The sequence below is a fragment of the Streptococcus mitis genome, from assembly GCF_023110375.1.
In the GTDB taxonomy this organism is placed as follows: domain Bacteria; phylum Bacillota; class Bacilli; order Lactobacillales; family Streptococcaceae; genus Streptococcus; species Streptococcus mitis_CI.
This window is the reverse complement of record NZ_JALDVV010000014.1, coordinates 1-17,412: the sequence shown is the minus strand read 5'-3', so window position 1 is coordinate 17,412 and position 17,412 is coordinate 1. Positions and strand designations below refer to the sequence as shown.

At 39.1% G+C, this 17,412-nt stretch carries 18 protein-coding genes and 1 tRNA gene; 17 read left to right on the top strand and 2 right to left on the bottom strand.

Annotated elements, in window-relative coordinates; genetic code table 11:
* Positions 1–43: 43 nt before the first annotated feature.
* The 15 genes from M1G12_RS08300 to M1G12_RS08230 all read left to right on the top strand — a co-directional run bounded on the left by M1G12_RS08300 (position 44) and on the right by M1G12_RS08230 (position 14,416).
* The gene (locus M1G12_RS08300; protein ID WP_247949737.1) at positions 44–1,351 is read left to right on the top strand and encodes an ATP-binding protein; all 1,308 of its coding nucleotides are present in this window, start codon (positions 44–46) and stop codon (positions 1,349–1,351) included.
* Positions 1,341–1,907: a hypothetical protein gene (locus M1G12_RS08295; RefSeq protein ID WP_237447217.1), complete on the top strand. Its 567-nt coding sequence runs from the start codon at positions 1,341–1,343 to the stop codon at positions 1,905–1,907. Before M1G12_RS08300 ends, M1G12_RS08295 begins: the two co-directional genes overlap by 11 nt.
* 52 nt (positions 1,908–1,959) lie before the next feature.
* Positions 1,960–3,180: a DNA cytosine methyltransferase gene (locus tag M1G12_RS08290; RefSeq protein ID WP_247949736.1), complete on the top strand. Its 1,221-nt coding sequence runs from the start codon at positions 1,960–1,962 to the stop codon at positions 3,178–3,180.
* A 70-nt stretch (positions 3,181–3,250) separates the two neighbouring features.
* Positions 3,251–4,846 carry a hypothetical protein gene (locus M1G12_RS08285; RefSeq protein WP_237447219.1) on the top strand — a complete coding sequence of 532 codons (1,596 nt, stop codon included), beginning with the start codon at positions 3,251–3,253 and terminating at the stop codon, positions 4,844–4,846.
* 182 nt (positions 4,847–5,028) lie between these two features.
* The gene (gene rpoE, locus M1G12_RS08280; protein ID WP_000418409.1) at positions 5,029–5,616 is read left to right on the top strand and encodes a DNA-directed RNA polymerase subunit delta; all 588 of its coding nucleotides are present in this window, start codon (positions 5,029–5,031) and stop codon (positions 5,614–5,616) included.
* A gap of 236 nt (positions 5,617–5,852) precedes the next feature.
* The gene (locus M1G12_RS08275) at positions 5,853–7,460 is read left to right on the top strand and encodes a CTP synthase (RefSeq protein ID WP_247949735.1); all 1,608 of its coding nucleotides are present in this window, start codon (positions 5,853–5,855) and stop codon (positions 7,458–7,460) included.
* Between the two features lie 119 nt (positions 7,461–7,579).
* Complete coding sequence (locus M1G12_RS08270; RefSeq protein WP_247949734.1) at positions 7,580–8,656, top strand: N-acetylmuramoyl-L-alanine amidase family protein; 1,077 nt, start codon at positions 7,580–7,582, stop codon at positions 8,654–8,656.
* 249 nt (positions 8,657–8,905) lie between these two features.
* Entirely contained in the window at positions 8,906–9,205 is a 300-nt protein-coding gene (locus M1G12_RS08265; protein WP_001815024.1) for a DUF4651 domain-containing protein, read from the top strand.
* Positions 9,202–9,519 carry a thioredoxin family protein gene (locus tag M1G12_RS08260; RefSeq protein ID WP_049515929.1) on the top strand — a complete coding sequence of 106 codons (318 nt, stop codon included), beginning with the start codon at positions 9,202–9,204 and terminating at the stop codon, positions 9,517–9,519. Before M1G12_RS08265 ends, M1G12_RS08260 begins: the two co-directional genes overlap by 4 nt.
* 15 nt (positions 9,520–9,534) lie before the next feature.
* Positions 9,535–10,161, top strand: a complete 627-nt coding sequence (gene ytpR, locus M1G12_RS08255) for a YtpR family tRNA-binding protein (RefSeq protein ID WP_247949733.1) — start codon at positions 9,535–9,537, stop codon at positions 10,159–10,161.
* A gap of 39 nt (positions 10,162–10,200) precedes the next feature.
* The gene (locus M1G12_RS08250) at positions 10,201–10,962 is read left to right on the top strand and encodes an SDR family NAD(P)-dependent oxidoreductase (RefSeq protein WP_247949732.1); all 762 of its coding nucleotides are present in this window, start codon (positions 10,201–10,203) and stop codon (positions 10,960–10,962) included.
* 75 nt (positions 10,963–11,037) lie between these two features.
* Positions 11,038–11,433 (top strand): single-stranded DNA-binding protein, encoded by a 396-nt coding sequence (locus M1G12_RS08245; RefSeq protein WP_000282439.1) that lies wholly within the window; start codon positions 11,038–11,040, stop codon positions 11,431–11,433.
* A 155-nt stretch (positions 11,434–11,588) separates the two neighbouring features.
* Entirely contained in the window at positions 11,589–11,873 is a 285-nt protein-coding gene (gene groES / locus M1G12_RS08240; protein WP_000917328.1) for a co-chaperone GroES, read from the top strand.
* 15 nt (positions 11,874–11,888) lie between these two features.
* The gene (gene groL / locus M1G12_RS08235; protein ID WP_247949731.1) at positions 11,889–13,511 is read left to right on the top strand and encodes a chaperonin GroEL; all 1,623 of its coding nucleotides are present in this window, start codon (positions 11,889–11,891) and stop codon (positions 13,509–13,511) included.
* A 137-nt stretch (positions 13,512–13,648) separates the two neighbouring features.
* On the top strand, positions 13,649–14,416 hold the full coding sequence (locus M1G12_RS08230; RefSeq protein ID WP_049493595.1) for an epoxyqueuosine reductase QueH: 768 nt from the start codon (positions 13,649–13,651) through the stop codon (positions 14,414–14,416).
* Between the two features lie 70 nt (positions 14,417–14,486).
* On the opposite strand, the gene ntdP is transcribed toward M1G12_RS08230, so the two are convergent.
* Together ntdP and recX are read right to left on the bottom strand one after the other, a co-directional pair.
* Entirely contained in the window at positions 14,487–15,020 is a 534-nt protein-coding gene (ntdP, locus tag M1G12_RS08225; protein WP_000775316.1) for a nucleoside tri-diphosphate phosphatase, read from the bottom strand.
* An 88-nt stretch (positions 15,021–15,108) separates the two neighbouring features.
* On the bottom strand, positions 15,109–15,885 hold the full coding sequence (recX, locus tag M1G12_RS08220) for a recombination regulator RecX (protein ID WP_247949730.1): 777 nt from the start codon (positions 15,883–15,885) through the stop codon (positions 15,109–15,111).
* Positions 15,886–15,922: 37 nt separating this feature from the next.
* Here recX and rlmD point away from each other — a divergent pair, with 37 nt between their 5' ends.
* Complete coding sequence (rlmD, locus tag M1G12_RS08215; protein WP_247949729.1) at positions 15,923–17,278, top strand: 23S rRNA (uracil(1939)-C(5))-methyltransferase RlmD; 1,356 nt, start codon at positions 15,923–15,925, stop codon at positions 17,276–17,278.
* A gap of 61 nt (positions 17,279–17,339) precedes the next feature.
* A tRNA-Glu gene (locus M1G12_RS08210) sits at positions 17,340–17,411 on the top strand.
* The last annotated feature ends 1 nt before the right edge of the window (position 17,412 follow it).

Sequence of the window (17,412 nt, the reverse complement as noted above, 5' to 3'; positions counted from 1 at the left end):
TGGTAAACTTAGGGGAATAGTTTTGTCAATCAAGGAGTGAAAAATGAGACTAATAATAGAAAATATAGGTAATGTGGGACAGGCAGAAATTGAAATTAAAGGAATTACAGTTATTGCTGGTCAAAATGGTACTGGAAAAAGTACAATAAGTCGTTCTCTTTTTTCAATATTTAGTGCTAACTATGATGTGTTTAATAAAATTTCTAAAGATAGAATTAATTCAATTAATGATATTTTGTCAAACTATTTATCAGATATTGAGGTGAAGCTTGAAACTGGCTCTAAAATAGGAAATATTAGAAGAGTGGCTCCGAGGTTAGTTGTTAGGGAATTATTGGAACTTATTTCAAATAACTTATCGATAATTATTGATGAGAATTATGGTGAACTTTACAGTGATATTATAAAAAATAGTATTACTGATTCGATTATTGAGTTTAATGAAGACAATGTTAGATACCAGATTTCGAACATTGAAGATTTAGACTTAGATGCAATTTCTGAGGGTATTGAAGTAATTCTATCTCAATCGGATAAATCTATTTTTAATCAAATTTTGACAACACAATTAAATGATGAATTTTATGGTCAAATTAATAATATATACAATCCAACTACAGGATTGATTTCGTTAATAATAAAAGATGAGCAGATAAAAATCAAAATTAATAACAATAGAGCTTTTGCTGATAAACTGGTTAATTTCAGGACGGATGTAGTTTATATTGATGATGCGGCATCTATTGTTGATAACACATTTTCAAATCGATTTTGGATTAAATTCACCTCAAAATTAGATCATAATACTCATTTGATAAAACAGATTGAAGATGATGGTTATGATACACATACATTGCGGGCTAGAGTAACTGATAAATTAAACTTATTATTTAACAATATAAATGCTACATTAAAAACTGATTTAGTCAATAGTTCGGAAGATGAGGAAGATGATAAAAAACTCAATATTGTTAATTATTCTTCTGGGATGAAAACATTCTATTTGATTAAATCACTTCTAGAAAAGGGTGTTATAAGAGAAAATGGGACACTTATTTTAGATGAACCAGAGGTTCATTTGCATCCAGAATGGCAATTGAAATTTGCTGAAATAATAGTATTACTACAAAAAGCATTTGGTCTTCATATTTTGATTAATTCTCACAGTCCTTATTTAGTCGAAGCAATTGATATATTTAGCAAGAAAAATGGTATAAATAATTCTGTTAAGTATTATCTTTCTAAGGATGGTATTAAAGATGTTACCGATTCGATTGATAAAATTTATGAGCAAATGTATGTTCCCTTAAATCGCCTTGAGGAGTTGGCGGAGGATTTTGATGATGAGTAAAAAAATTAGCTGTATATTGCATGATTTCAATAATAGATTTTCTGAATGTCGTAGCGATATTAAAACTTGCTCATATGATTCTGATTCTAACTATAATTTGGTAAACTCTGAGCATACTTGTTATAATTTTGATAAGATTTCAGAAATTATTTTTAAAACACATAGATTTGATAAATGGCAATCTGTAGATACAATTTTACCTCTTCTTCCTGTAGATGTTGATAGTAAATTATATTTAATAGAGTTTAAGAATTCAAGAGATATTCCATATGCTAATGTTAGAGCTAAAATATTATCGAGTTTGTTCCTACTAGAAAATTTTTATGATTTACCAAAAGATGATTATAAAAGAATAGTGACAGTTACTGTAGTTAAATCACGAAAAAGTAAAAAAAATTTAGAAAATATTAGAAAACATCAGGCAAAAAGAAGTGGTGAATCACCTTATAAAGTTGAAAATTTTAGGGCTTTAGAAGAGTTTTATGGAATTGAATCTTTTAAATATACCCCTGAAAAATTTATAGAATTTATAGAGAATAATAATTTAGTCAGTTAGAATTTAAATATTAAAATTTTATAGCTTTATATTTTAGAAAGCAGGTTACTACATGACAAATTCTGTAAGTTCGAACCGACCTGAGAAGTACAACGTTGCTGCTTTCTTCTCAGGTGTTGGGGGAATTGAGTTGGGATTTGAACAGACCAACGAGTTCAGAGTGGTGTATGCCAATGAGTTTGATAAGTATGCGCGTCAGACTTATCAGTTAAACCATCCAGAGACCTATTTGGATGGTCGTGATATTCACGATGTTCAGCCAGAGGATATTCCAGCTGAGCGCGTGGATGTGATTATGGGAGGATTTCCTTGTCAGGCCTTTAGTATTGCGGGTTATCGCAAGGGCTTTGATGATGATCGTGGCGATCTTTTCTTTGAATTGCTTCGGATGATTGAGGGATGCAAACCTCGTGCTATCTTCATCGAAAACGTCAAGAACATGGTCGGTCATGACCATGGTAATACCTTCAAGGTTATTCGTGAAGCCTTGACCGAGAACAACTACTTTGTCAAGTGGAAGGTTCTCAACGGAAAAGACTATGGAAATATCCCACAAAACCGTGAGCGGATTTATATCGTTGGTTTTGATACTAAGGAAGCTTATGACTTGTTTGAGTTTCCAGAGGAAATCAAATTGACTACTACTCTTCAAGACGTCATTAACTTTGGCGATCAACTAGACGAGGTCTATTACTACCGTGAGGGCAAGCAGAATTTCTTCAACCAGTTGAAGTTTGAAGTTACTAGTCAAGATACAGTTTACCAATGGCGCCGTCAGTATGTCCGTGAAAATAAAAACGGTGTTGTCCCAACCCTAACAGCAAACATGGGAACAGGTGGACACAACGTTCCGTTGATCTTGACGGACAGTGGTGAGATTCGTAAGTTGACACCGAAAGAAACCTTTAATGTTCAAGGCTATCCGAAATCCTTTAAAATCCCAGAAGGGGTTTCTAACGGTCAGCTATACAAGCAGGCTGGAAACAGTGTGGTCGTACCCGTGATTAAACGTATCGCGGAAAACGTTGCCAAAGCTTTAAATGAAAGTCAGGGGCAATCTCAACTTGAACGTTCAGGAAAAATTGCCATTATCTACACCAAGATGAATGGACAATTTGAAGGGCAATCCTATGTCAAGGACTTTGTAGATAGCTATGATCAAGCTCTTGAAAAAATCAAATCTTATGATGATGGTCTAGCCCTTCTGTCTGGTGAAGATTATTTAAAATTGGTTAAAAAACGAGGAAATCTTGAATTTTACAGTATCAATTAACGAATATATAAGAGGGTTAGTGAAAAACTAATCTTCTTTTGATATACTGAAAATAGAAAAGAGGGTGCTTATGTGGGAACATCTAAAGTCTGAACAAAAAGACAAATACAAAACTTTAATTACCAACTTCGCTAGTTTGAGCCAAGCTTTCTCTCAAAAGGCAGAATCAGAAGATGAGGGACAAACAGAGAATTATGTTGCTCCAATTGTTAATTCTAAATTTCAAGAAACAGTCTTTCAGAAGGCTTTTAATGCGATTGGAGAAGATATTGCCAATACCTCTTATGATGCTTCTGTCGTAGTGGATGAAAATCATAAATACCTAGTGGGTATCAAGTCTTTTGGGATTAATTCTGGAGACCAAAAAATCGCTCAGTTTAAGAAGGATTCTCAAGATTGGACGGACTTGTTGGGTGATATCAAATTTCATGCAGATATCTCAGCAGATAAAGAAACGGCAGACAAGCAAAACTATCAACGCTATGAAGAGTTGGCACGAAAGATTGCGGCCTTAAGAAATCAGAGAATCGAATCTTCTAAGGCACAAATCAAGGGATTTAGTTCGGACTCGGTCAATGTTGAAGCAGTTTATCACGTTCTGATGCCAACACCAAAAGGAGAAAATCCTAAGATTTTTGTTGGAGAGACTACTTATTTGCCAGTCGATATTGATAATCTGGTCATTGAAGGTTCAACCACCAAAAACAATCCAACTAATTTTCGATTTACGGATGGACAACATCATTACAAGTATACAGCAGCTGATAGCCAGCTCCACATGACTTTTAATAATAAAGACATTGTGGTAGATACTTGGGATGTCCATTACATCGAAGATCCTTTTTCGCTATTTGAAAATCTTCATTTACTGACAGCTGAAAAGGATAAAACCGATATCTTAGAAACAGTGTCTTGGGTTATTACAGACAAGCATGGAAATGTGGAAGAAAACTCTGGTTTCAATGCCTTTAACGGTGGATCAAAACTAGCCCAAAAAGATCGTCTACCACGGATTTTAAAGATTCAGAATAAATTCAAGGACAATTTAGCTCCTGAAGAACTAGCTTTTGTGACCTTCTCTTTAGAAGAAATCCTCTTGAAAAAGTGGACTAGCAAGGAAGAGAAAGCTCGGATGAAGACCATTCGTGAGGACTTGATTCACTTTATCCATAATACTGGCAATGAAAAACTTATCAAAGAGATTGAACAACTCGTCTATCGTCCAGTTAGTGAAGTTTACATTCCTCTGCCAGACTCCAAGAACTTCCATGACGAAAGGCAAGACTTCTTTGGTTCTGGATTTGGGGCTTTTGAACCTGGCACTAAAAAACTAGCTCTACCAAAAGAGGAAAGAACTTTTAAACTACGCTTTTTATCTTCTGGGGATGTTATTAACGCCTATATAAATCAAGAAGCTGGTAAGGCAATTCAGTCAACTGATAAGCAAGAAATTCTTGGCAACTGGATTTTACGAGGAGTCTTCCAGTTGAAAAAACGAGAAGTCTTGACAAGTCAACGACTCAATGAACTGGAAATCAACGGTATTCGTTTAACCAAGTTTAAAAATGGGGAAATCGGTATTGAATTTATCTGGATTGATATTGAAAATCCCCCAAGCGATGCTATCGGCTGGGTAGCAAAGAAATGGAAATCCGTTTTAGACTAATTTCCACTTCGGCTAGCCAAGTGGAAGTTACTTTGAGAAGTTACCCAATAAAAAGTCCTGTCACTTTCTCCCCCTTAACCTTTGACTATTCTGCAAAATTATCGTAAAATAAAGAGTAAATGATAAAATGAGGTCAGAGTCTGTTTGCTCTGGCGATAGTAGTATAAATGAGGAGAAACGCTTTGGAATTAGAAGTATTTGCTGGGCAAGAAAAAAGTGAACTATCTATGATTGAGGTAGCGCGTGCTATCTTGGAACTTCGTGGTCGCGATCACGAGATGCATTTTAGCGATCTTGTAAACGAAATTCAAAACTACCTTGGAACATCAAACAGCGATATCCGCGAAGCTTTGCCTTTGTTCTACACAGAGTTGAACTTTGACGGTAGCTTCATCTCACTTGGAGACAACAAATGGGGTCTTCGTTCATGGTATGGTGTGGACGAGATTGACGAAGAAATTATCGCTCTTGAAGAAAATGATGACGATGAAGTAGCACCAAAAGCTAAGAAAAAACGTGTCAATGCCTTCATGGATGGTGATTCAGATGCCATTGACTATAATGCGGATGATCCAGAAGACGAAGATGCATACGAAGCCGATCCAGCTCTTTCATACGATGATGAAAATCCAGATGATGAGAAAAATGAAGTGGAAGCTTACGATGCAGAAATCAACGAAATCGCCCCAGATGACTTGGGTGAAGACGTGGATCTCAACGAAGAAGACGACGAGTTTTCAGATGATGATACTGAAAACATCGAGGAATAAAAGTTAGCTATTGACAATTATCCTATTTTTAGGTATCATATTGTTCGGGCACCTCTTTTAGAGGTCGGGGCTCCCTAGTTCTTAGGGAGCTATTTTTGTTTTTTCAAGAAGTTATCTTCTTGTATTTTAGTTGTGAATCTGGTGCAGTTGTCCCAGATTATTCTTATTAGTAGGGTCTTGTTTTCTATGTCCCCTCGTAGTTAACAAGGCCTTGAGCATTTTAGAAAGAGGAATCTATGTCTACGAAATATATTTTTGTAACTGGTGGTGTGGTATCGTCTATTGGGAAAGGGATTGTGGCAGCGAGTCTGGGCCGTCTCTTGAAAAATCGTGGTCTCAAAGTAACGATTCAAAAGTTTGACCCTTATATCAATATTGATCCGGGAACTATGAGTCCTTACCAGCACGGGGAAGTTTTTGTGACAGATGACGGAGCTGAGACAGATTTGGACTTGGGTCACTATGAACGTTTCATCGATATTAATCTCAACAAATATTCCAACGTGACAACTGGTAAAATTTACAGTGAAGTTCTTCGTAAGGAACGCCGTGGAGAATACCTTGGGGCAACTGTTCAGGTTATTCCTCATATCACAGATGCTTTGAAAGAAAAAATCAAGCGTGCCGCTCTAACGACTGATTCTGATGTCATTATCACAGAGGTTGGTGGAACTGTCGGGGATATCGAGTCCTTGCCATTTCTAGAGGCCCTTCGTCAGATGAAGGCAGATGTGGGTGCAGATAATGTCATGTACATTCATACAACTTTGCTTCCATATCTCAAGGCAGCTGGTGAAATGAAAACCAAACCAACTCAACACTCTGTCAAAGAATTGCGTGGCTTGGGAATCCAGCCAAATATGTTGGTTATTCGTACAGAAGAACCAGCTGGTCAAGGAATTAAAAACAAACTGGCCCAGTTCTGTGATGTGGCACCAGAAGCCGTTATCGAGTCTTTGGATGTCGAACACCTTTACCAAATTCCATTGAACTTGCAGGCACAAGGTATGGACCAAATTGTCTGTGATCACTTGAAATTAGACGCACCAGCAGCGGATATGACAGAGTGGTCAGCTATGGTGGACAAGGTCATGAACCTCAAGAAACAAGTCAAGATTTCCCTTGTCGGTAAGTATGTTGAGTTGCAAGATGCCTACATTTCTGTGGTTGAAGCCTTGAAACACTCTGGTTATGCCAACGATGCAGAAGTTAAAATCAATTGGATCAATGCCAATGATGTGACAGCAGAGAATGTGGCGGAACTCTTGTCTGATGCAGACGGAATTATCGTACCAGGTGGTTTTGGTCAACGTGGCACAGAAGGGAAAATTCAAGCCATCCGCTATGCGCGTGAGAATGATGTTCCTATGTTGGGTGTCTGCTTGGGAATGCAGTTGACTTGTATCGAGTTTGCTCGTAACGTTTTAGGGCTTGAGGGCGCCAATTCCGCAGAACTTGCACCAGAAACAAAATACCCTATCATTGATATCATGCGTGATCAGATTGATGTTGAGGATATGGGTGGAACCCTTCGTTTGGGGCTTTATCCATCTAAGTTGAAACGTGGCTCTAAGGCAGCAGCTGCTTACCACAATCAAGAAGTGGTGCAACGCCGTCACCGTCACCGCTATGAGTTTAACAATGTCTTCCGTGAGCAGTTTGAGGCAGCAGGTTTTGTCTTCTCAGGAGTTTCTCCAGACAATCGTTTGGTCGAAATTGTGGAAATTCCTGAAAATAAATTCTTTGTAGCGTGTCAGTATCACCCTGAACTGTCAAGCCGTCCAAATCGTCCAGAAGAACTCTACACTGCCTTTGTCACTGCAGCAGTTGAGAACAGCAATTAGCCAAATCAGAACCTTTGAGAAGAATCTCAGAGGTTTTTTACTTGCATATTTAGGATATGAGTTGCAAAATAAAAACATAGTGATATAATTAACATAAAAAATCCTAAGGAGGATCTACGATGAAAAAAATCACACTATTTGGTTTGTCTCTAGCAGGTTTAGCTTTACTGGCTTTTCCTCATTCAGGGCAGGCATTTGAGCTTAAAGAAGAATGGGTTGTTAAGTGTGGAGTACAGTATCAAGATGGCAAGATTCTTCGGTTTAACAATGGCCATGAAGTGGATATCAAAGTCTTGGATTTGCCAAAAACCGAGAAAATCGAGTGGACGGTCAGTCTCGATGGTCAAGATCAGACTGTCAATTTCCTAGGTCAAGAAAAGGACAAGTCTATGATCGGGGAAGAAGGGCGTTACCTGAATTTCTATGTTCCATATGGCTATAGAGGAGATATCAAGGTCGAGGCTAAGAGCGGAAACGAAGTAAAGACCTGGTCAACGAAAGTTGTGGATGATATTCATAATGATAGTGGAAAGAGAGGCTACTACCATATTAAAGAATCAAATGATCAATACACCTACCTCGATGCTAAATGGGATTATCAAACCAAGACTTACACTGCTACTTTACCAGAGACTGTTAATGGTCAAAAAGTTTTTGCTTGGGCAAATTATGATAATGACGAGTTGAAACTAGAAAAACCAAAATCTATCAGTCATAAATATGATGATGGAGGAGCTTTCAGAGAACTTTATCCGATTGTAAAAGGAGAAAGCTGGCTAAAATCAAACCAAAACTGGTACTATCACAAACAAGGTCAATTAGTGCAGAAGGATTGGATTAAGGACAAGGGAACTTGGTACTTTATGAATGATAAAGGAGTCATGTTCAATCAAACTTGGCTTTATCAAGGTAACAACTGGTATGCCTTTAAATCATCAGGAGCCATGATTGCGAGTGACTGGCTTTACGATCAAGGCAAGTGGTACTATTTATCAACTTCAGGAGCCATGAAAGCAAGCGCTTGGGTTTATGACAAGGGAGAATGGTATTATGTAAGTTCTTCTGGTGCCATGCTAGCGAATGATTGGGTCAAAGATAATGGCAAGTGGTATTATCTAGCTTCATCAGGTAAGATGCTTAGCAATACCTACACGCCTGATGGTTACTACGTTGGCAACTCAGGTGCCTGGCAATAAGAATAATACTCTTCGAAAATCTCTTCAAACCACATCAGCTTCATCCACAACCTCAAAACACTGTTTTGAGCTGACTTCGTCAGTTCTATCTACAACCTCAAAGCAGTGCTTTGAGCAACTTGCGGCTAGCTTCCTAGTTTGCTCTTTGATTTTCATTGAGTATAAGAAGTCCTTTTCCTTTAAGGAAGAGGCTTTTTACTTGTTTATCTGCTGCTTCCTCATTTGTCCTAAAGCCTTTTTTGTGTTAAAATGAATGGTATGAAAGCTAAAAAAATGTGGATGGCAGGTCTGGCTCTGCTTGGTATTGGGAGCCTTGCCCTTGCTACGAAAAAAGTTGCAGATGACCATAAGCTCATGAAGACTCAGGAAGAGTTGACAGCGATTGTACGAGACCATTTTTCAGACATGGGGGAAATTGCGACCCTCTATGTTCAAGTTTATGAAAGCAGTCTGGAGAGCTTGGTTGGTGGTGTCATTTTTGAGGATGGTCGTCATTATACCTTTGTATATGAAAATGAAGACCTAGTCTATGAGGAGGAAGTTTTATGATACAACCAGCAAGTTTAGAAGAATTAGCATCCTTAGTAGAAAAAGATGGCAAGAAGGTCTTTCTGTTTGTAGCAGACTGGTGTGGCGATTGTCGTTATATCTATCCTGTCTTGCCAGAAATTGAGGAGACCAATCCAGAGTTCACCTTTATTCGTGTGGACCGAGACCAGTATATGGATTTGGCCAAACTCTGGGATGTTTACGGGATTCCTAGCCTTGTTGTTCTAGAAAAGGACAAGGAAATCGGCCGTTTTGTTAATCGTGACCGTAAAAGTAAGCAACAAATTAATGACTTTTTAGCAGAACTGAAATAGGAGAAAAAGGAAACAATGATTTTTACATATAATAAAGAATATGTCGGTGATGTCCTTATGGTCATCGTGAAAAACAGTGGAGATGCCAAACTGGATGCGGAGCGCAAAGGCAAGGTAGCCCGTGTTTTTCTCAAAGATAATGGGGAAACAGTGGCGTGGAATATTTTCGAAGTTTCAACTTTCTTTGAAATCGCAGAGCGCGGTCAAGTATTTTTATCAGATGAGCAAGTCGCTTGTTTGAACCAAGAATTACAGGCAGAAGGCTTTACAGAAGAAATTGTTAATGACAAGGAACCTAAGTTTGTTGTTGGTGAAATCGTTGAGATGGTAGCCCATCCAGATAGTGACCACCTCAACATCTGCCAAGTTGCAGTCGCAAGTGACAAGACAGTGCAAATCGTTGCAGGGGCTCCTAATGCGCGTGTTGGATTGAAAACCATTGTAGCTCTTCCTGGAGCTATGATGCCAAAAGGCAATCTTATTTTCCCAGGCGAACTTCGTGGTGAAAAGAGTTTTGGAATGATGTGTAGTCCTCGTGAATTGCATCTGCCAAACGCTCCGCAAAAACGTGGTGTTATTGAATTATCAGAAGATCAAGTTGTCGGAACACCATTCGACCCAGCGAAACACTGGACTGCCTAAGAAGTTGTTAGTATCTGATAGACCAGAGAGGGAGATAAGATGGCAAAAAATGTAGTAATTACAGGGGCGACATCAGGCATTGGTGAAGCGATTGCGCGTGCTTATCTGGAGCAGGGGGAGAATGTCGTTCTAACAGGACGACGGACAGACAGACTAGAAGCCCTCAAGTCGGAGTTTGCAGAAGCCTTCCCAAATCAAACCGTATGGACCTTTCCACTAGATGTCACGGATATGACTATGGTGAAGACTGTTTGCTCCAATATTCTCGAAACGATAGGTAAGATTGATATCTTAGTCAACAACGCCGGACTGGCTCTAGGTTTAGCACCCTATCAAGATTATGAAGAGTTGGATATGCTAACCATGTTGGATACCAATGTCAAAGGTTTGATGGCAGTCACTCACTGTTTCTTGCCAGCAATGGTAAAAGCCAATCAAGGACATATCATCAATATGGGCTCAACCGCAGGAATTTATGCCTATGCAGGTGCAGCAGTTTATTCAGCTACCAAGGCAGCGGTTAAAATCTTTTCAGATGGTCTGCGAATTGATACCATCGCAACGGATATCAAGGTGACAACCATTCAGCCTGGAATTGTCGAAACAGATTTTTCGACGGTACGTTTTCATGGTGACAAAGAGCGGGCTGCGACGGTTTATCAGGGAATCGAAGCCTTGCAAGCTCAGGATATCGCAGACACAGTAGTCTATGTGACCAGTCAACCTCGTCGTGTGCAGATTACAGATATGACCATTATGGCCAATCAACAAGCGACAGGTTTCATGGTTCATAAAAAATAAAAAATTTCCTCGAAAAGTTACAAATTTCTGTAACTTTTTTGATTTTCTGCGAATAGATAAGTAGGAGGAAAAAATATGTATAATAAAGTTATCTTAATTGGACGTTTAACGTCTACACCAGAATTGCACAAAACCAACAATGACAAGTCAGTAGCGCGTGCAACCATTGCTGTGAATCGTCGTTACAAAGACCAAAATGGGGAGCGCGAAGCTGACTTTGTCAATATGGTTCTATGGGGCAGACTAGCAGAAAGCTTGGCCAGCTACGCAACTAAAGGTAGTCTCATTTCAGTGGATGGAGAATTACGTACCCGTCGTTTTGAGAAAAATGGTCAAATGAATTATGTGACCGAAGTCCTTGTGACAGGATTCCAACTTCTGGAAAGTCGTGCTCAACGTGCCATGCGTGAAAATAATGCAGGACAAGATTTGGCGGATTTGGTTTTGGAAGAGGAAGAATTGCCATTTTAAGCATTAAAAAGTCTGAGTTGGTCTCAGGCTTTTTATCTTGAGAAAGTCAGACTTTTTTCTTGACTATTTCTGACCAAGTGATACAATAGAACTATAAATTAGCACTCATATATAAAGAGTGCTAATAATATGTAGTTCATCATGGAGGAAAACAGATGTTGAAACCATTAGGAGACCGTGTGGTCTTGAAAATCGAAGAAAAAGAACAAACTGTTGGAGGTTTTGTCCTTGCAGGTTCAGCTCAAGAAAAAACAAAAACAGCCCAAGTTGTGGCTACTGGACAAGGTGTTCGTACCTTGAACGGTGACTTGGTAGCTCCAAGTGTTAAGCCTGGAGATCGTGTCTTAGTTGAAGCCCACGCAGGTCTTGATGTCAAAGACGGCGATGAAAAGTACATCATCGTTGGCGAAGCTAACATCTTGGCTATCATTGAAGAATAGAAGGAGAAAGTAAGTATGTCAAAAGAAATTAAATTTTCATCAGATGCCCGTTCAGCTATGGTTCGTGGTGTCGATATCCTTGCAGATACTGTTAAAGTAACCTTGGGACCAAAAGGTCGTAACGTTGTGTTGGAAAAATCATTTGGCTCACCCTTGATTACCAATGACGGTGTGACCATTGCCAAAGAAATTGAATTGGAAGACCATTTTGAAAATATGGGTGCCAAATTGGTATCAGAAGTAGCTTCAAAAACCAACGATATCGCAGGTGACGGAACGACAACTGCAACAGTCTTGACTCAAGCAATCGTCCGTGAAGGAATCAAAAACGTCACAGCAGGTGCAAATCCAATCGGTATTCGTCGTGGGATTGAAGCAGCAGTTGCCGCAGCAGTTGAAGCTTTGAAAAACAACGCCATCCCTGTTGCCAACAAAGAAGCAATCGCTCAGGTTGCAGCCGTATCTTCTCGTTCTGAAAAAGTTGGTGAGTACATCTCTGAAGCCATGGAAAAAGTTGGCAAAGATGGAGTCATCACTATCGAAGAGTCACGTGGTATGGAAACAGAGCTTGAAGTTGTAGAAGGTATGCAGTTTGACCGTGGTTACCTTTCACAGTACATGGTAACAGATAGCGAAAAAATGGTAGCTGATCTTGAAAATCCATACATTTTGATTACTGATAAGAAGATTTCAAATATCCAAGAAATCTTGCCACTCCTAGAAAGTATTCTCCAAAGCAATCGTCCACTCTTGATTATTGCGGATGATGTAGATGGTGAAGCTCTTCCAACTCTTGTTTTGAACAAGATTCGTGGAACCTTCAACGTGGTAGCCGTTAAGGCACCTGGTTTTGGTGACCGTCGCAAAGCCATGCTTGAAGATATCGCCATTTTGACAGGCGGAACAGTTATCACAGAAGACCTTGGTCTTGAGTTGAAAGATGCGACAATTGAAGCTCTTGGTCAAGCAGCTAGAGTAACTGTGGACAAAGATAGCACTGTTATCGTAGAAGGTGCTGGAAATCCTGAAGCGATTTCTCACCGTGTTGCGGTTATTAAGTCTCAAATAGAAACTACAACATCTGAATTTGACCGTGAAAAATTGCAAGAACGATTGGCGAAATTGTCAGGTGGTGTCGCAGTGATCAAGGTCGGAGCTGCAACTGAAACTGAGTTGAAAGAAATGAAACTCCGCATTGAAGATGCCCTCAACGCTACTCGTGCAGCCGTTGAAGAAGGAATCGTTGCTGGTGGTGGAACAGCTCTTGTAAATGTCATTCCATCCGTGGCTGATTTGGAATTGACAGGAGATGAAGCAACAGGGCGCAATATTGTTCTCCGCGCCTTGGAAGAACCTGTTCGTCAAATCGCCCATAATGCGGGATTTGAAGGCTCTATCGTTATCGATCGTTTGAAAAATGCCGAGCTTGGTACAGGCTTCAACGCAGCAACTGGAGAGTGGGTCAACATGATTGAAGAGGGAATCATCGACCCTGTTAAGGTTAGCCGTTCAGCCCTACAAAATGCAGCATCTGTAGCTAGCTTGATTTTGACTACGGAAGCAGTTGTAGCCAACAAACCAGAACCAGTAGCCCCAGCTCCAGCAATGGATCCAAGCATGATGGGCGGGATGATGTAAGATTTCGCTACGAAGCAATTTATAAGAAACACAAAAGGAGGGAATGCCTATCCCTCCTTTTTATGCTATTCACTTCTAAATAGATTTGAGCTCTCCTAACTTATATGATAAAATAAGATTAGAAAAAGGAGAAGAACATGATCGATGTAGAAGAAATTCTGAGTAAGATGAACCCCAATCAGAAGATTAATTATGACCGTGTCATGCAGAAGATGGTACAAGTATGGGAGAAAAATGAGCAACGGCCAACCATTCTCATGCATGTTTGTTGCGCCCCTTGTAGTACCTATACCCTAGAATACCTGACCAAATACGCTGATGTGACCATCTATTTTGCTAATTCTAATATCCATCCCAAGGCAGAATACCATAAGCGTGCCTATGTGACTAAAAAGTTTGTCAGTGATTTTAACGAGCGGACAGGAAATACGGTCCAGTATCTAGAAGCTCCCTACGAGCCAAATGAATACCGAAAATTAGTTAGAGGACTAGAGGAAGAGCCAGAAGGTGGCGACCGTTGCAAGGTTTGCTTTGACTACCGACTGGATAAGACAGCGCAAGTGGCTATGGATTTGGGCTTTGACTACTTTGGTTCAGCCTTGACCATCAGTCCTCATAAGAATTCTCAAACTATTAACAGCATCGGAATCGATGTGCAAAAAATTTACACAACCCACTATCTTCCAAGTGATTTCAAGAAAAATCAAGGATACAAACGTTCAGTGGAGATGTGTGAAGAGTATGACATCTACCGTCAATGTTATTGCGGATGCGTTTATGCAGCCCAAGCCCAGAACATTGACCTGGTTCAGGTTAAGAAGGACGCCACAGCGTTCTTGCTGGATAAGGATGTTGATAAAGACTATTCCCATATCAAATTTACAGTTACAAAATTAGATATATAGAAATCAACCCAGCTGAGAGGCTGGATTTTTCAAATAAAAAAACCAGGGCTTTCACCCTAGTTTGACAACTTTACCGATTCTTTAGTTCTACATAGCGCTTGTACCAAATATTTACATAGGCTTCTGAGAAAGGACCACGTCCATTGTTAATCCAATCAACAAGAATTTTGACATGTTCTTTTAAAATATAGTCCAAGTCATCGGAATAATTCATTTTGCGTTTGTGACGCTCATACTCCTCAACGTCCAAGAGACGTTTCTCTCCATCTGTAAAAATTTTAACATCCAAATCGTAATCAATATACTTCAGTGCTTCTTCATCCAGATAGTAGGGGCTAGCCATATTGCAATAGTAGGAAATTCCATTATCACGAATCATGGCAATGATATTAAACCAATATTTCTTGTGAAAGTAAACAATAGCCGGTTCTCGAGTGACCCAACGACGACCATCACTTTCGGTAACCAGTGTATGATCGTTGACACCAATAATGGCGTTTTCTGTTGTTTTTAGTACCATGGTGTCCCGCCAAGTTCGGTGGAGACTCCCATCATGCTTATAACTTTGAATTGTAATAAAGTCGCCTTCTTTTGGAAGCTTCATAACTAACCAACTTTCTACAATTTATAAGTTTATCGTTTACTATTGTACCATAAAATTACCTAAAATCTGTGAATTTTACATGAAAATATTAAAGATATTCTCTGAGAGCGCTTGCTATATCCGAAAAATCGTAGCCCTTTCGTGCTAAAACTTGGGTTAAACGCTGTTTAAGTTCGTATCCTTCATATTTTCGGGCATACTTAGAATATTGCTTATCAAGTTCCCTGAAGATGAGTTCCTGAGTCGTTTCTTGGTCAACTTGACTATCCAACTGGTCAAAGGCACTTTTAGCATCAGAATAGGAAAAACCCTTGTTGGTCATATTATGGATAATCTTATCTTGCAAGGCGCGAGCTGGAAGTTTTCCTTCATATTTTTTCAATAGTTTATTAGCTACACGTTGAGCAACTTCAGAAAAATCAAATTCTTTCAAGTTCTCTTCTATAGTAGATTTTGAAATTCCTTTTTGTGCTAATTTCTGAGTCAGAATATAAGGCCCCTTATCTCCTGAAAGTTGATTGGCATTGATGATGGCATAAGCGTACTGACCATCATTAATCCACTTATCTTCTTTAAGATTAGCAATGACTTGAGAAACTATGTTTTCATTAATATCGTATTTTTTCAGATATTCTCTGACTTCTTTTTCAGTGCGAGCTTTAAAGGATAGGTGGTAGAGAGCTAGATTCTTACCGTAAGAAAATTGGGCAAAGTTCTGAATATCTTTCAATTCTTCTTCACTTATCACCTTATCTCTTGATAACATAAAACGAACAATAGTATCTTCAGTAATGTAGCATTTGTCTCCATTATCAAGCTCCATCAGATAGAGTCTTTTTTTCTTTTCAAGTTTTGTGATTTTCATAGTTCTATTATAACTCAAAATGTGATAAGATAGGGGTATGAATCTGAAAGTGAAACAAAAAATACCATTAAAAATCAAGCGCATGGGAATTAATGGTGAGGGAATCGGCTTTTATCAAAAAACATTAGTCTTTGTGCCTGGTGCTCTCAAAGGTGAAGATATCTATTGTCAGATTACTTCTATTGAACGCAACTTTGTTGAAGCAAAATTATTAAAAGTTAACAAGAAGTCTAAATTTCGAGTTGTGCCAGCTTGTACTATTTACAATAAATGCGGAGGCTGCCAAATCATGCACCTGCATTATGATAAGCAACTGGAGTTCAAGACGGACTTACTTCACCAAGCGCTAAAAAAATTTGCTCCTGCAGGATATGAAAATTATGAAATCCGCCCGACGATTGGTATGCAGGAACCAAAGTACTACCGTGCTAAGTTACAATTTCAGACTCGAAAATTTAAGAATCAGGTCAAGGCGGGCTTATATGCACAAAACTCTCACTATTTAGTAGAGTTGAAAGACTGCCTGGTACAAGACAAGGGAACCCAAGTGATTGCTAATCGTCTAGCAGAATTACTTACTTATCATCAGATTCCAATCACGGATGAGAGAAAAGTTCTAGGAGTTAGGACTATTATGGTCCGACGAGCAAGAAAGACTGGACAGGTTCAGATTATTATTGTTACAAATCGCCAGCTTAATTTAACCCTGCTGGTAAAAGATTTAGTTAAAGATTTTTCAGAGATTGTGACAGTAGCTGTTAATACAAATACAGCTAAAACCAGTGAGATTTATGGAGAAAAGACAGAGATTATCTGGGGTCAAGAGAGTATTCAAGAAGGTGTTCTTGATTATGAATTTTCACTATCTCCTCGCGCTTTCTATCAACTAAATCCTGAACAAACAGAAGTCCTCTATAGTGAGGCAGTAAAAGCGTTGGATGTTGATAAAGAAGACCATTTGATTGACGCTTATTGTGGAGTTGGAACGATTGGATTTGCCTTCGCAAAGAAAGTTAAAACACTCAGAGGTATGGATATTATTCCAGAAGCCATTGAAGATGCTAAGCGAAATGCTAAAAGAATGGGATTTAACAACACACATTACGAAGCAGGAACAGCGGAAGAGATTATTCCTCGCTGGTATAAGGAAGGCTACCGAGCAGATGCTCTGATCGTAGATCCACCACGTACAGGTCTGGATGACAAGTTATTAGATACAATTCTTAACTATGTACCAGAAAAAATGGTTTATATTTCTTGCAATGTTTCGACCTTGGCTCGTGATTTGGTACGCTTAGTAGAAGTCTATGACCTCCATTATATCCAGTCGGTCGATATGTTCCCACACACTGCTCGAACGGAAGCAGTTGTGAAATTAATTAAAAAAGTTTAAAAAAGTAGTTGACAAAGTTTAAAAAGTCGGTATAATAGTAAGAGTTGAAAATAACAGCTCAGGTCCGTTGGTCAAGGGGTTAAGACACCGCCTTTTCACGGCGGTAACACGGGTTCGAATCCCGTACGGACTAT

Excerpts from the sequence above, each read along its gene's own strand:
- M1G12_RS08300 (WP_247949737.1), top strand. The coding sequence starts at position 44 with ATGAGACTAATAATAGAAAATATAGGTAATGTGGGACAGGCAGAAATT.
- M1G12_RS08295 (WP_237447217.1), top strand. The coding sequence starts at position 1,341 with ATGATGAGTAAAAAAATTAGCTGTATATTGCATGATTTCAATAATAGA.
- M1G12_RS08290 (WP_247949736.1), top strand. The coding sequence starts at position 1,960 with ATGACAAATTCTGTAAGTTCGAACCGACCTGAGAAGTACAACGTTGCT.
- M1G12_RS08285 (WP_237447219.1), top strand. The coding sequence starts at position 3,251 with ATGTGGGAACATCTAAAGTCTGAACAAAAAGACAAATACAAAACTTTA.
- M1G12_RS08275 (WP_247949735.1), top strand. The coding sequence starts at position 5,853 with ATGTCTACGAAATATATTTTTGTAACTGGTGGTGTGGTATCGTCTATT.
- M1G12_RS08270 (WP_247949734.1), top strand. The coding sequence starts at position 7,580 with ATGAAAAAAATCACACTATTTGGTTTGTCTCTAGCAGGTTTAGCTTTA.
- M1G12_RS08265 (WP_001815024.1), top strand. The coding sequence starts at position 8,906 with ATGAATGGTATGAAAGCTAAAAAAATGTGGATGGCAGGTCTGGCTCTG.
- M1G12_RS08260 (WP_049515929.1), top strand. The coding sequence starts at position 9,202 with ATGATACAACCAGCAAGTTTAGAAGAATTAGCATCCTTAGTAGAAAAA.
- ytpR (WP_247949733.1), top strand. The coding sequence starts at position 9,535 with ATGATTTTTACATATAATAAAGAATATGTCGGTGATGTCCTTATGGTC.
- M1G12_RS08250 (WP_247949732.1), top strand. The coding sequence starts at position 10,201 with ATGGCAAAAAATGTAGTAATTACAGGGGCGACATCAGGCATTGGTGAA.
- M1G12_RS08245 (WP_000282439.1), top strand. The coding sequence starts at position 11,038 with ATGTATAATAAAGTTATCTTAATTGGACGTTTAACGTCTACACCAGAA.
- groES (WP_000917328.1), top strand. The coding sequence starts at position 11,589 with ATGTTGAAACCATTAGGAGACCGTGTGGTCTTGAAAATCGAAGAAAAA.
- groL (WP_247949731.1), top strand. The coding sequence starts at position 11,889 with ATGTCAAAAGAAATTAAATTTTCATCAGATGCCCGTTCAGCTATGGTT.
- M1G12_RS08230 (WP_049493595.1), top strand. The coding sequence starts at position 13,649 with ATGATCGATGTAGAAGAAATTCTGAGTAAGATGAACCCCAATCAGAAG.
- ntdP (WP_000775316.1), bottom strand. The coding sequence starts at position 15,020 with ATGAAGCTTCCAAAAGAAGGCGACTTTATTACAATTCAAAGTTATAAG.
- recX (WP_247949730.1), bottom strand. The coding sequence starts at position 15,885 with ATGAAAATCACAAAACTTGAAAAGAAAAAAAGACTCTATCTGATGGAG.
- rlmD (WP_247949729.1), top strand. The coding sequence starts at position 15,923 with ATGAATCTGAAAGTGAAACAAAAAATACCATTAAAAATCAAGCGCATG.